This is a genomic window from Shewanella sp. QJM3NY_23, assembly GCF_056173105.1.
The window spans coordinates 2,598,388-2,612,333 of record NZ_CM149657.1; the positions used below are offsets into that span (position 1 = coordinate 2,598,388).

Genomic DNA, 13,946 nt, shown 5'->3' on the forward strand with positions numbered 1-13,946 from the left:
GCCGATGCTTGGGTTGCTGGGGAGTGACAGTCTGGAGTGACTGTCTGAGCTGAGCAGCGCTCCATTTGAGCATGCTTGGATAGTTGCATAGTTGCTTGTTTAGTCGCTCGCATGGTCGTTAGGCCTGTTCAGGCTGCGGCGTCTTATCCAGATATAACTGACTCATGGCAATCACCGCCTGAGTGCGAGTATGGACGCCTAATTTTAGGAAAATCGCACTGGCGTGGGCCTTGATGGTCGCTTCAGATAAACCCAGCTCGTAAGCGATTTGCTTATTGAGTAGGCCATCGGCAAACATCATTAAAATGCGGTGTTGCCGCGGCGATAAACTGGCAATTTTACTGCTCATACTGTCTAAGGTGACCGAGGCTAAATCGCCGCAACCCTGAGGGATCCATTGCTGCCCCGCTAGCACAGCCTTGATGGCTTTGACCATCTCATCGACCGCCGTTGACTTAGGAATAAAGCCCGCCGCCCCAAAGGAGATGCTCTTGCCCACGGTTAACTTATCTTCTTGGCCTGAAATCACCAGTACGCCAATTTGTGGGTAACTATTACGGATATTGACTAAGGTATTAAAACCATGCGCGTTAGGAATATTAAGATCTAATAACAACAGGTCGGCATCATCATGGGCCATTAACAGCGCTTCGAGCTGACCCACGCTTTCGGCTTCTAACAAGGTTACGCCGTCAAACTGACTGGTTAAGATATTGACTAATGCTTGTCTAAACAGTGGATGGTCATCAGCTATTATTATTTTTAGTGGCTGTAACATGTTTAATCCCTCAAATGTACATTTTTCCAGTCTACCCCAACCTCCGATATTATCAAATCAGCCCAGTTGGCAACAAAGCAGACATCACTTTACATTTAACATATCAATTACAAAGAGATAGGCTGATACCTCCCCTTGGAACACATTTTTTGCCCTAGGTAAATATAGACTTATTAACTAGACGATATTCGCCGCTTTTTATGTTAGAGCCACCACTTAGCCACCGCACCGCATCACAGGACAATCCGGCGCCAATATGACGGCACGGCAACTACTTGCCGCCATAAAAAGGTGCGTTATTGACTTGAACATCCACAGCCACTCACATATTCTTGACTGATAACAAAGTGATTACCTAACGCATATTTTATCAACACGCTTGCCAGAGATAATTTAAAAATAATTTTTATTTTTAATAAGATAGTAGCTTAACGATATTAAGGGGCAAACTTGCCAGACACAACAGCGTTAGTCTTGGGCGGTGGGGGCGCGAGGGCCGCTTATCAGATAGGTGTGCTCAAGGCGATTGTGCAATTTTATCCTCGCAATCATGGCATCCCTTTTAAGATCATTTGCGGCACCTCGGCCGGTGCGATCAACGGCACATCTATTGCGACCCACGCCTCCTGTTTTCATCTTGGCGTGCGTAAACTCGAGTGGATTTGGCGCCATTTTAATACCCATATAATTTACCGAGCCTCATTTACCGGCGTGTTTTCACATCTAGCTAAAATGGCGTTAATGGGTTTACAAGATAAGCGTATCAACCCTGAACCTGGCAGCCTATTTGATAATGAACCGCTGCGTGGCCTGCTCAATGAAGTGATTAATTTTGCCCGTATCGACAGAAATATTGCTAATGGAGCCCTGCACGCGTTAAGTATCGACACCTCTTGTTATAACTCGTCGCGTTCGGTGACCTTTTTTCAAGCCAGCCGCCAAATTGAAGAGTGGAATCGAGCCCGCCGCGGCGGTCGACGCACACATTTAAATACAGAGCATTTACTGGCGAGTGCAGCGATCCCTTTAGTGTTTCCCTCGATAAAGCTTAATCGAGGTTACTATGGTGATGGCTCAGTGCATCAACTCGCGCCACTGAGTAGCGCCATTCATTTGGGGGCGAAAAAAATCATGGTGATTAATTTAGAGAGCCCACATAAACAAGCCCACCAAGAGATGGAATATCACCCTAAAACCGCAACGATTGCGGGTCATCTGTTAGACACCATCTTCTCCGATACCCTCAACAGTGACTTAGAGCGATTACAACGTATTAACAGTACCTTACGTTTGATCCCAGAAGCGGCGCGCCAACAAGCTTCACTCAAACCTATCGACACTTTAGTGATTAAGCCCAGCGAAGACTTAAGCCAAATTGCCGCGCAGTACTATCATAAAATGCCACTGGCGGTGCGCACATTACTGCGCCTTATCGGCATTAATCAGCAGTCGGACTCCAGTATTGTCTCCTACCTGCTGTTTGAGCAGCCCTATTGCAGTGCCTTAATCAATTTAGGCTATCAAGATGCCATGTGTCAGGTTGATGAGATTAAGGCTTTTTTTAATCTCGATTAATACCTTGCAGTGCAAGCATCTGCTGCGCTGCCACCTCAGCCCACAGGCGATAACTCGACTCACTCGGATGAAATCCATCAACGGCCAGTGAATCCGCGCTTAAAGGTAATTGCAGCGACAGCAGCTGACAGCCAGCTTGGGCGTCGATGACTTGCTGCAACCGCCGATTAAACTCATCGCTTCGTTGCCCGACAAACCAGCGCAGTGGCTGTGGAAAAGCCAAGAACGCCCCCAAGGGCGGTACAGGGGTGAGCAGCAGCTGCGCCTTGGGCGAGTGTTGCCTAAGCTGACTAAGTAAACGCTCGGTGGTGCTAAGCCATCTCGTCACACTTAACGGGCTGAGTACATCATTCACTCCAAGAGACAATAACACCACATCATATTGTCCTTGGCGTAAACTGGCTTGCCAAGACTCACCGCTGAGATAGGTTATGGTTTTATCTGTGGTTAAGCCGCTGCGAGCAAGCAAGGTCCAGCGCACACTATAATGCTCGCTCAGCCGCGCGGTTAAATATCCGCTAAGTGCCTGTTGCTGTAAGACCACGCCGACCCCTGCCGCCGCAGAATCGCCTAAGATGAGTAAGTTGATGGTATTTACCCCCGAAGGGGCTGAGTGACTTGGACTTGCACACACAGATGTCGGCATGCTTAAAGCGGCTAAATTTGCCCCCTCTATGCTTGCCTCTTGCTCTCCTTTATCGATAAGCCCTTCGCGCGGCCCCTTAGCTTCAGGTAGCCTTGGCATAATGCGTTTTAGCCACAAGGCTTGCACCATTAACATTGGCGCCAGCACAGGCAGTAATAGTTTGGCTACACCTTGTTGCATTGTATTTTCCTTTTACCATGCCTCAGATAAGGCTGAGGGTCGCTTGGGTTAACTGATAAGGCGCGGCTTATTAGCCTTGTAGTAAAAAGTGCTCCGCCTTCTCGATGCGTCTTGGTTTTCCGAGCAAAATCAAGATGTCGCCGGGCCTAATAAGCCAGGTCAGATCGGGGCTTTCTACCTCGGCGCCCGCTCGCCTTACTGCACGTAACTCTACCCGCAGCGTCTGCCAGGGAATATCGGCTAAAGTCTGTCCCACCACCTGAGCCCCTTTGGGCAGCGCTACCGCATGCAGTAACTCTAAGGTGAAGTCGGTCTCCTCTCCTGAAAAAAAACCGTGCAGATATTGATAATGGTTACGGCGCTCATATTCGAGCCGTTTTAATATGCGCGTCAGTGGCACACCACACTGATACAGCACCTGCGACACCAACATTAAACTGCCCTCGAGCGATTCGGGGATCACCTGGCTGGCACCAGCTTGCTCAAGCTCTTCCATGCCTTCATCATCGCGCGTTCTGACTAAAATGTTGGCATCGGGTGCCAACTGGCGACACAAAGGCAATACCTCATCTAACACCCGCGCATTACTAAAAGTCACAACAATTAACTTGGCTTGGCGAATTTGCGCTTGTTTTAAAATCGCCCTTTTAGCCACATCGCCAAAATACACAGGCTCCCCAGCGCGGCGAGCCTCTGCGACCCGCGTGGGGTCAAGGTCGAGCACCAAATAGGGGATCGCTTCGGTTTTCATAAAACGGGCAATGGTTTGCCCCACCCTGCCGTAGCCTAAAATCAGCACCAGATCTTTATTATGTTCCATGGGCGGTATGCCCTGTATTTCCATGTCACTCTTAGGTCTACCGCCCTGTAAGCGCCGCGCAATATCGACGCTGTGTTTCACCAACCATGGCGCGACAGACATCGACAGCACCGCCACCATCACCAGCTTAGTGCTAACCGCGATCTCCAATAACTGGTAATTAACCGCCAGTGCCAGCACCACAAAACTGAACTCGCCCACTTGAGCTAAACTGATCGCGCTGGCCACTGATGTGCGAAACGACTCCTTAGCAGCGCGAAGTAAGCCATAAACAATTAATGCCTTAGCAATTATTACCGCCACCACCAGCAGTAGCACTTGCCACCAAAAATCAACCACCAGACTAAAATCGAGCAGCATACCAATTGAGATAAAAAACAGCCCCATCAATAAGTCCCGAAAGGGACGAATATCGGCCTCGAGCTGACGTTTGTACTGACTTTCGCCAAGTAACATCCCCGCCATAAATGCCCCTAAGGCCATGGATAACCCCAGCCATTGCGTCACAGCGCCGGTCACTAACGCCACCACTAGGGTCGATAATACAAACAGCTCATTGGAGCGTGAGCGCGCGACCTCATCAAACAACTTAGGCAGTGCCCACTTACCAAAGGCCATTAGGGCGATGAAGGCGAATACCCCTTCTACCATTGCAAGGCCGATGCTTTGCCAACTTAACAGCTCATCGTCTGAAGCCAGTAAGGGCATTAAAATCAATAAAGGGACGACGGCAAGATCTTGAAACAACAACACGCTGACCGACAGTTCGCCGTGGCGACGACGCAACCAGCCTTGCTCGTTGAGCAACTTAAGTACTATGGCTGTGGAAGATAAAGCGATAGCGGCGCCGACAATAATCGACTCATTAATGCTCAGCCCCAACATCAAGCTGACACACATACTGAGTACAACCGTGACAAACATTTGCGCACTACCAAGGCCAAAAACAGTGCGGCGCATGGCCCACAAGCGCGGTAAGGAAAACTCTAATCCTAAAGAGAACATCAACAGCACTACACCAAGCTCGGCCACCGAATGTATTTGCTGCTGGCTAAACCAATTAAATACCGATGGCCCACTGAGGACCCCGGTTACTAAATAAGCTAAAATAGCTGGTAAGCCCAAACGACGAAACATCGCAATGGCGACGATCGCTATCATGAGCATCAATAAAATTTTAATTAGAAAGCTATGTTCCATTTCGGCTCCAAATCAGCCTGTCCTCCCAGCCAACATGACAATGCCATGACGCGCTCCGCTCGATAACAGACCAAACACCGATGAAGCTATCTACGAGATATTGACACACGCAACACCTTACCTTGTCAGGGTTTATTGAGCTTGTCAAAATCCTGACACTATAAGAACCACATTTACGTAACTAAGATAACTAAATGACAAATATAGAGAAATAATCAATTGAAAATGTAGGCACGATAATTGCTTTATTTTTAGCATATCCCTAGTCCAATTTTTTGTGGAGTTAATACATGGACTTTGCCTTAGCAAGCGAGTTTTCACCCGGTGAATATCGTTACCAGCCGGCTTATCGTCATGCCAGTATGGATTCACCCAATATGGTGAGCATAGTGCAACAGCTACACCAACATTTAGACCCGGCATCTGTCTTTAGCTGTTACGGCAAAGTCGTCGGCCAATATTTGCCTGTCAACGGCATAAAGCTGCACTTTAAAGAGTATCAGCTAAGCTGGGGCAGTGAGCAAGGTTTGCAAATAAAACAACACCTGCCCATTGAAGGCAACAGTGCTGTTATTGAATATCGCCTCAATGCGCCGATGCTAAATTCGCAAACTGAATTACTGTATCAGCTACAGGCGTTATTATTGCGCCCGCTTTATAACGCGACGCAATATGAGCTGATGGCTAAACAAGCCATGTATGATGCATTAACTCAGCTGGGTAATCGTCGTTATTACATCGAAAGCCTAAAGCAATCGCTGGCCAGAGCCACTCGTCACGGTGAGCCATTATCATTGATCGTATTAGATTTAGATCATTTTAAGACGCTTAACGATAGATACGGCCACCACATTGGCGATGAGACGCTCATTACATTCGGACAAACCATTAATCAGGCGATCCGTGGTAGTGATCAGGCTTTTCGTATCGGTGGGGATGAATTTACTATTTTAGTGCAAGGCAACGCGCAAGCGGCAAGCCTCATTTGTCAGCGCATATTGACCATGATGCAGCAAAATAATCAGCAACATAATAGAGAGATTTATACCAGCTTGGGTGTCGCTGAGTGGCAAGCGATGGATAACGCCGAAAACCTCTACCTGCGCGCAGATAAAGCCTTATATGAGGCCAAGGTCGCTGGCCGTCGCTGTTATAGGGTTGCTGATTAAGATTAGATATCTGACGCAAAACAAAATATCTAATCTTGACTCGCTAACTCAGTGCCCCGAGAGGGCTCACCCGATGGCTGGCTTTGCCATAGGTTGTTAAGCACTTTTACCAAGGGCCATTAAGACTGGCATAACGCCATTTGAACTATTCATTTCAAATGTTTTTTTAACTTGTATATCAATAAAGTTATTTACTTGAAGGGCACATATTACTCGACTTTCAGACAGCCCGATTTCCGAGGCGTCATCCTCAGACAACCAGTCCAATTGTATGAATACGCCACCACTTTTTAACAAAGACTTTAGTCGCTTAAGTGTCATCTCATAATCGGCTAAAAACCCACAAACCGATGATGCCACAATCAAGTCAAACTTGTTGGTAAGATGCAAGTGGTGATCAATGAGCTCTTCAGTCAAGAAGCCTGCAATGGTTACAACATTGCCTAGGTTTTTGTTATCTACACGTTTTATCATTTCTGATGAACCATCAAGTGCGACAACCTCTTTAGCACTTGGGCTAAGCAGCTGCGTCAGATGGCCTGTTCCACACCCAAAATCTAAAATCGACAGACCATCAATATCAATAACCTTTAACAGCTCTTCAAACGCCTTATTGGCATACTCTTGTACTGAAGCATCGACATCCCACCCCTCAGCAAATTCGTCCCATTCATTGTCCATTCTTTTGACTCCTCATCAAATTTCACTCAACGACATCACCCAAAATTAACACCTAAACTGTTGTTCTATAAATGAAGTCGGTTTCAGGCGCGCGACTCAAAAACCACACCTACGTCATCGGCCATCGCGATATATCGCTTTTCTATCCAGTAGCCCACTGCGGCAACGAGATTGTCATCGAAATAGATAAGCGGCACTTGATCGCGCATCCACGGCGGTATGGCTAATTCCTGCCACAGTTTTTTTAATTCGCGTCCCTTATCTCGAAAATGGGGATGACAACGCAGCGACCCTGACGCACCAAAGCGCACGCTGACCTGCTCATCTGCCATAGGAAGGCGCAGACGAGCGCCGTGAAAACAGCGCTTAGCCTGCAATGAGACAGTGTCCGTTATCGGCCAATGTTGTAATAGCGCATCGCTAAAGCGAATATTAATTGGCGCGAACTTTTTATTAGGTTGATACCTATCAATATAGAGCTGATGACGAAAGCGGCGTAACACCATAGCGTTAAGCCTGATTTCGACCTTAGCATCTTCTTTAGCGTCAATAAGTTGCACCAGAATCTGTTTAAGCTGCGCTGCAGATGGCATGGCAAATCCTAGAGAGTCGATAAAACCCCTTAATAACTGCGCGCGCCACGGCGCTGATTGCTGGGCTAACAAACGTAAATCTAATACAGGCTTGCTTGAGTTAGCGGTATCTTGCAACATGGCGGGTAAGCGAGAGGCTACCTCGTCATCAATCAAGGCTTGCTGCTCGGCGCACAGCTGCGCGCTGCGAGCACTGGTGGCGGCAATGGCTGGCCAGCGAGCACGCAAAGCGGGGATCACCTCAAGACGCAGGAAGTTTCTGTCAAAACGATTATCTAAATTGCTCTCATCTTCGATATGTTCAATGGCGTGAGTGGCCGCAAATTGCTCGACCTGTTGCCGGCTAATATCGAGCAAGGGACGTAGCAACCACTTATCTTGATGAAATGCTTGTATTGCGCCCATGGCGGCCAGTCCCTTGGGGCCCAAACCGCGCTTTAACGCCAATAATAAGGTCTCTAGCTGATCGTCTTGATGATGCGCCGTCAATAGCAGATCGCCTGCAGTTAACTCTTGGGCTAAGGCGTGGTATCTGGCGTCGCGCGCCGCGGCCTCTAGGCTTACTCTAGGCCCAGTGTTCACCGCAACTTGCTTAACCTTAATGGGTAAACCGTATGCTAAGGCGCGCCCTTGGCAATGGGTTGCCCAGCGATCGGCATTGCCACTTAACCCATGATGCACATGCACCAACAGATAACGATACTCGGGATACTGCTTGGCAAACTGAGCCAAACCATAAGCCAAAACTTCAGAATCGACGCCGCCACTGTAGGCCAGCACCAGTTGAGTGCCAGGCGGTGGCGTTAACTGCGCGATTAATGCCGCAATTTGCTCTGCGGGCTGCCAAGCGGTGGCGTTCATATTAAAATAAGATCCTGACTTTATCTGAGCCCGTCAAGGTCTCCAGTGACAGCATCAGCTCATCGGTTGGATTAACCCGCCATTCATCGCCCAGCTTAAATTGGGCTTTGGCTTGCGGCTGCGCATAATTAATCACCACCGGCACTGCGCCCGCTTTCCACGGCATTAATGCCTGATGAAACCGGTTGAGCCAGTCACTGTCGACTTCGCAGGCATCGACATCCACCTCTACCGCCTGGGCAAAATGGCTACGCGCCTCACCCATATCGATAATGTTACGTGCCGTCATGCGGTTGCCGCCAGAAAAGTCATCAAAACTGACTTCGCCTTCGACAATTAAGATGCGATCTTTTTCGAGCAGGTGGCCAAATTTCTCAAAGGCTTCGGTAAATAGCATCACCTCTAGGCGCGCACTCTTATCGTCTAAGGTGACTAAGCCCATCTTTGAGCCGCGTTTGGTCATCATCACTCGGGTGGCGACCACCAAGCCAGCGGCCTTAGTGGTTTTACCGCGCTCGGTCGGATGCACATCTTTTAAGCGTCCCGAAGTGTAGTGTTTCAACTCTTTAAGATATTGATTAATCGGATGACCCGTAAGGTACAAGCCCAAGGTATCGCGCTCCCCTTCGAGCCAAACTTTATCAGGCCACGGGGTGCATTCGACAAATTGCTGTTTGCTGTCTTCGGGCTCGTTATTGAGTAAGCCAAACATATCGTGCTGGCCAATCGCTTCGGCTTTCGCATGTTGGTCGGCGGCGCGAATGGCCTCTGGCAAGGTGGCCATCATTGACGCGCGGTGCGGTCCTAAAGTGTCGAGGGCACCAGCACAGATAAGTTTTTCGATAACCCGTTTATTGAGCTTTTTCAGATCAATTCGCGCACAAAAATCGAATAGGTCGATAAAGGGGCCATCTTCACGCGCCTTGAGAATCGAGTCGACAGGGCCTTCGCCCACCCCTTTAATGGCACCAATGCCGTAGACGATGTTCATATCGTCATCCACGGTAAAACGAAACAGCCCTTTATTCACATCAGGTGGCAACAGTGGCAAGCCCATGCGCTCACACTCATCAACTAGGGTGACGATCTTGTCGGTGTTATCCATATCGGCCGACATCACCGCCGCCATAAATTGCGATGGGAAATGGGTCTTAAGCCACAAGGTTTGGTACGACACCAAGGCATAAGCGGCCGAGTGGGATTTGTTAAAACCGTAACCGGCAAACTTTTCCACCAAGTCGAAAATCTTCATCGATAGCTCGCCATCGATGCCGTTATTGACTGCGCCCTCTTTAAAGATACTGCGCTGCTTGGCCATCTCCTCGGGTTTTTTCTTACCCATAGCACGACGCAACATATCCGCGCCGCCCAAGGTATAACCAGACAAGACCTGGGCTATCTGCATCACCTGTTCTTGATACAAAATAATGCCGTAAGTGGGCTCAAGCAGGGTTTTTAAAGACTCATGCTGATATTGAGAGTCGGGATAGGAGACTTCTTCTCGACCGTGCTTACGCTCAATAAAGTTATCTACCATGCCTGACTGTAGCGGTCCGGGACGAAACAGCGCCACCAAGGCGATCATATCTTCAAAGCAATCGGGTTGCAGACGCTTAATCAAGTCTTTCATACCGCGAGATTCCAGCTGGAATACCGCCGTGGTTTCATAACGCTGCAACAGCCTAAATGAGGCCGGATCATCTAGCGGTATCGCTTCGATTCTAATGGGCTCTTTGCCGGCTTTTTCTAGGCGCGGATTGATCATCTGCAGCGCCCAGTCGATGATGGTTAAGGTTCGCAGCCCCAAGAAGTCGAACTTGACTAATCCTGCGGTTTCGACATCATTTTTATCAAATTGGGTAACCGGATTCTGCCCTTCGGAGTCGCAGTACAGTGGTGCGAAGTCGGTGATCACCGTTGGCGCGATCACCACGCCACCGGCGTGCTTACCCGCGTTACGCGTCACCCCTTCTAAGATGCGGCACATGTCGATGAGATCTTTAACCTCTTCATCGGCGTGATAAGCTTCAGGAAGCGCAGGTTCCACCTCAAAGGCTTTAGCCAGCGTCATGCCTGGCTCGGCAGGGATCATCTTTGAAATACGGTCAACAAAACCATAAGGATGCCCCAGCACGCGGCCCACATCGCGCACCACGGCTTTGGCAGCCATAGTACCAAAAGTGATGATTTGCGATACCGCATCTCGGCCATACAGCTCGGCCACGTGATCGATCACCTCATCGCGGCGATCCATACAAAAGTCGACGTCGAAATCGGGCATCGATACCCGTTCTGGGTTCAAGAAACGTTCGAACAGCAGGTCAAATTCTAATGGGTCAAGGTCGGTGATCTTCAGCGCATACGCCACCAACGAGCCCGCTCCTGAACCACGACCCGGGCCAATCGGAATACCATTGTCTTTACCCCACTGAATAAACTCCATTACGATAAGGAAGTAGCCGGGAAAACCCATGTTGTTAATCACGGTCAGCTCGATATCGAGACGCTCATCATATTCGGGACGGCGCTCGGCTCGATCCTTAGGGTCGGGAAACAAAAACTCGAGACGCTCTTCAAGCCCCTTTTTAGACACGTCAACGAGAAAGTCTTCGATGGACAGATCGCCGGTGGGGAAATTAGGCAAAAAGTATTCGCCAAGGCGCACAGTGACATTACAGCGCTTAGCGATCTCTACCGAGTTTGCCAACGCTTCAGGAATATCGGCAAACAGCTCACACATCTCATCTTGTGAGCGGAAATACTGCTCTTTGCTGTAGGTTTTAGGGCGGCGCGGATCGGCGAGTGTATAGCCATCAGAAATCGCCACACGGATCTCATGGGCCTCAAACTGCTCGGGTTGAATAAATACCACTTGGTTGGTCGCGACCACGGGCAAGTCTTTTTCAGCAGCCAGTTCGACCGCCATGTGCAAATAGCGCTCTTCGTCGGGACGACCCGTTCGGATAAGCTCCAGATAATAGCGCTCAGGAAAATGGATCTGATAAAATGCCACCAAGGAGTCAACTTGGCCTTTGTTGCCTTTAAGCAACGCCTTACCGACGTCGCCATCTTTGGCGCCCGAAAGTAACATTAACCCTTCGCTGTATTTAATCAGCCACTCTTGATCGATCACCGCGCGGTCGCGTACATGACCACGTAGATAGGCATCGCTTATCAATAAGGTGAGGTTTTTATAACCTTGATTGTTGATGGCCAATACCGTAATCGAGCAAAACTCGTCGTCAAAGCCTGGCACCAACATCGAAAAGTCAGTGCCAATAATTGGCTTAATCCCCGCCCCATGGCAGCCGCTGTAAAACTTGACCAAACCACATAAATTGGTTTTATCGGTCAGGGCAAGCGCCGCCATTTCAAGCTCAGTCGCCTTAGCTAGAATGGGCTTCACTTTCGAGAGGCCGTCGGACATGGAAAAATCACTGTGAACGCGCAGATGCACGAAACGAGGTTCTGACATAGTTGATAGTATCTTTTTAGTTGGGCGGCAAGCGCCCATTGAGATTAACAGACTGAGATTAACACATAGCGAAACACAGCGTCACCCTTTCAGCTCGGCTTTGCCTATGCTGATAAGGATTAATCATCCCGTGATAAACGTGCCTGTACGGGGCGAAAACTCTTACGGTGTTCGGCTAATACGCCATGTTGTTCTAGCGCCTCAAAATGCGCTTTTGTCGGGTAGCCCTTATGCTTAGCAAAACCAAACTGTGGGTACCTGGCATCGAGCGCGTCCATCTCTTGATCTCGCACCACTTTGGCAATGATCGATGCGGCGCTGATGCCAGCGATCAGGCCATCGCCTTTGATCACCGCATGGCTTTCAATACCAAAGTCAGGCACACGATTACCATCGACCAGTATCCGCTCGGGGCGAGCCTTAAGACCGCCCACCGCGCGCTGCATTGCCAGCATAGTGGCGTGCAGAATATTAAGCTCATCTATCTCAGCAGGACTGGCACGCCCCACACTGACATCGAGGGCTTTTTGGTTAATCTCGGCAAACAAGGCTAAGCGTTTTTTTTCTGACAATTTTTTCGAGTCATTCAGCCCAGCGATAGGATTATTAGGGTCGAGCACCACGGCTGCGGTCACGACATCACCAACTAAAGGTTCGCGCCCCACCTCATCGACACCGGCGTAAAACCCTTGGCACAATAGGCTGATTTGCGCTTGAGTGATATCTTTAAAGGTCGCCATATTACGCCTCCTCAATTAACGCGACCACCGCATCGGCGGCCCGCTGACTGGCATTACATTTGAGTTGTTGATGCAAGGTGGCAAAACGCTTCATTAACGGGCGATGATCGCTATCGAGTTGTTGCGCTACCGCATCGGCAATCTTCTGCGCGGTGCAGTCGGCTTGGATCAACTCAGGAATAATTTTCTCACCAGCCAATAGATTAGGCAGTGAGTAACTGTCTATCTGCATCATACTTTTGGCAATGCTATAGGTGATCGGACTCACGCGATACGCCACCACCATCGGCCGTTTAACCAACATGGCTTCTAACGTCGCCGTGCCTGACGCCAGTAAAATGGCATCAGCAGCCGCCATCACCACCCGCGACTGACCTTCAACCATATGAATCGCCAAATCGGGAGCAAATTGTTCAAGCGCTGCCTCAAATTGGGCGCGGCGTTTGGCATTAACCAGCGGCGTGATGAACTTAAGATCGGGATAACGTTGTCGTAGCAGCAATGCCGCTTTCACAAAAGGCTCTGCCAACTGCTTTAGTTCGCCACCGCGTGAGCCCGGCAATAAGGCTAAGTATTCATCTTCGGCATCTAACCCCAGCTGAGCTCGGGCTGTTGCTTTATCATTCTCCAGAGGGATGTCGTCGGCTAAGGTATGACCGACGAAAGTGCACGGCACCTGATGTTTATCATAAAACGCCTTTTCAAACGGCAACAACGACAGCACCATGTTGGTTGCTTTGGCAATTTTAAAGATGCGCTTAGGCCGCCATGCCCACACAGATGGGCTGACATAATGCACGGTTTTAATGCCACGCTGCTTAAGCTTTAACTCAAGGCCGATATTGAAATCGGGCGCATCGATACCGATAAAACAATCGGGTGACAAGGCGGAAATTTCATCGATGAGGGTTTTACGCACCTTAAGCAACCGAGGCAGACGCGACAAGACTTCCACTATCCCCATCACCGCTAACTCTTCAAATGAGAACAGCGACTCAAAACCCAATTCGTCCATCTGTGGACCACCAATGCCGACAAAACGCGCGTCAGGATAACGCTGCTTTAGGGCACGGATTAAACCTGCGCCTAAGATGTCCCCAGACAGTTCGCCTGCGACCATGGCAAATATTTTTTGTCTACGTTCAGTCATAACCCGATTCTTATCCGTTGTTTCCGACTTACGATTAATCACATTAACTCAATGACTATTCATTGATGCCTGCAATGG

At 49.2% G+C, this 13,946-nt stretch carries 10 protein-coding genes; 2 read left to right on the top strand and 8 right to left on the bottom strand.

Going from position 1 to position 13,946, the window contains the following annotated elements; all coding sequences use genetic code 11:
* Positions 1–118: 118 nt before the first annotated feature.
* Positions 119–778 (bottom strand): response regulator transcription factor, encoded by a 660-nt coding sequence (locus tag AC0VXX_RS11610; protein ID WP_475514364.1) that lies wholly within the window; start codon positions 776–778, stop codon positions 119–121.
* Positions 779–1,228: 450 nt separating this feature from the next.
* Between AC0VXX_RS11610 and AC0VXX_RS11615 the strand changes: the two genes are divergently transcribed.
* The gene (locus AC0VXX_RS11615) at positions 1,229–2,353 is read left to right on the top strand and encodes a patatin-like phospholipase family protein (RefSeq protein ID WP_475514365.1); all 1,125 of its coding nucleotides are present in this window, start codon (positions 1,229–1,231) and stop codon (positions 2,351–2,353) included.
* Here the strand turns inward: AC0VXX_RS11615 and AC0VXX_RS11620 are convergent.
* Positions 2,340–3,179: an SGNH/GDSL hydrolase family protein gene (locus AC0VXX_RS11620; protein WP_475514366.1), complete on the bottom strand. Its 840-nt coding sequence runs from the start codon at positions 3,177–3,179 to the stop codon at positions 2,340–2,342. The two genes, AC0VXX_RS11615 and AC0VXX_RS11620, sit on opposite strands and share 14 nt — an antisense overlap.
* Positions 3,180–3,249: 70 nt before the next feature.
* Positions 3,250–5,199 (bottom strand): monovalent cation:proton antiporter family protein, encoded by a 1,950-nt coding sequence (locus tag AC0VXX_RS11625; protein ID WP_475514367.1) that lies wholly within the window; start codon positions 5,197–5,199, stop codon positions 3,250–3,252.
* A 290-nt stretch (positions 5,200–5,489) separates the two neighbouring features.
* On the opposite strand from AC0VXX_RS11625, the gene dgcS reads away from it, so the two are divergent.
* Positions 5,490–6,368: a diguanylate cyclase DgcS gene (dgcS, locus tag AC0VXX_RS11630; RefSeq protein WP_475514368.1), complete on the top strand. Its 879-nt coding sequence runs from the start codon at positions 5,490–5,492 to the stop codon at positions 6,366–6,368.
* A gap of 96 nt (positions 6,369–6,464) precedes the next feature.
* On the opposite strand, the gene AC0VXX_RS11635 is transcribed toward dgcS, so the two are convergent.
* The 5 genes from AC0VXX_RS11635 to lpxB all read right to left on the bottom strand — a co-directional run bounded on the left by AC0VXX_RS11635 (position 6,465) and on the right by lpxB (position 13,868).
* Positions 6,465–7,049, bottom strand: a complete 585-nt coding sequence (locus AC0VXX_RS11635; protein WP_475514369.1) for a class I SAM-dependent DNA methyltransferase — start codon at positions 7,047–7,049, stop codon at positions 6,465–6,467.
* 83 nt (positions 7,050–7,132) lie between these two features.
* On the bottom strand, positions 7,133–8,503 hold the full coding sequence (gene tilS, locus AC0VXX_RS11640; protein ID WP_475514370.1) for a tRNA lysidine(34) synthetase TilS: 1,371 nt from the start codon (positions 8,501–8,503) through the stop codon (positions 7,133–7,135).
* Between the two features lies 1 nt (position 8,504).
* Positions 8,505–11,978, bottom strand: coding sequence for a DNA polymerase III subunit alpha (gene dnaE, locus AC0VXX_RS11645; protein ID WP_475514371.1), 3,474 nt, complete (start codon positions 11,976–11,978; stop codon positions 8,505–8,507).
* A 119-nt stretch (positions 11,979–12,097) separates the two neighbouring features.
* Positions 12,098–12,718, bottom strand: coding sequence for a ribonuclease HII (rnhB, locus tag AC0VXX_RS11650; RefSeq protein WP_475514372.1), 621 nt, complete (start codon positions 12,716–12,718; stop codon positions 12,098–12,100).
* Between the two features lies 1 nt (position 12,719).
* Positions 12,720–13,868, bottom strand: a complete 1,149-nt coding sequence (gene lpxB / locus AC0VXX_RS11655; protein WP_475514373.1) for a lipid-A-disaccharide synthase — start codon at positions 13,866–13,868, stop codon at positions 12,720–12,722.
* Between the last annotated feature and the right edge of the window lie 78 nt (positions 13,869–13,946).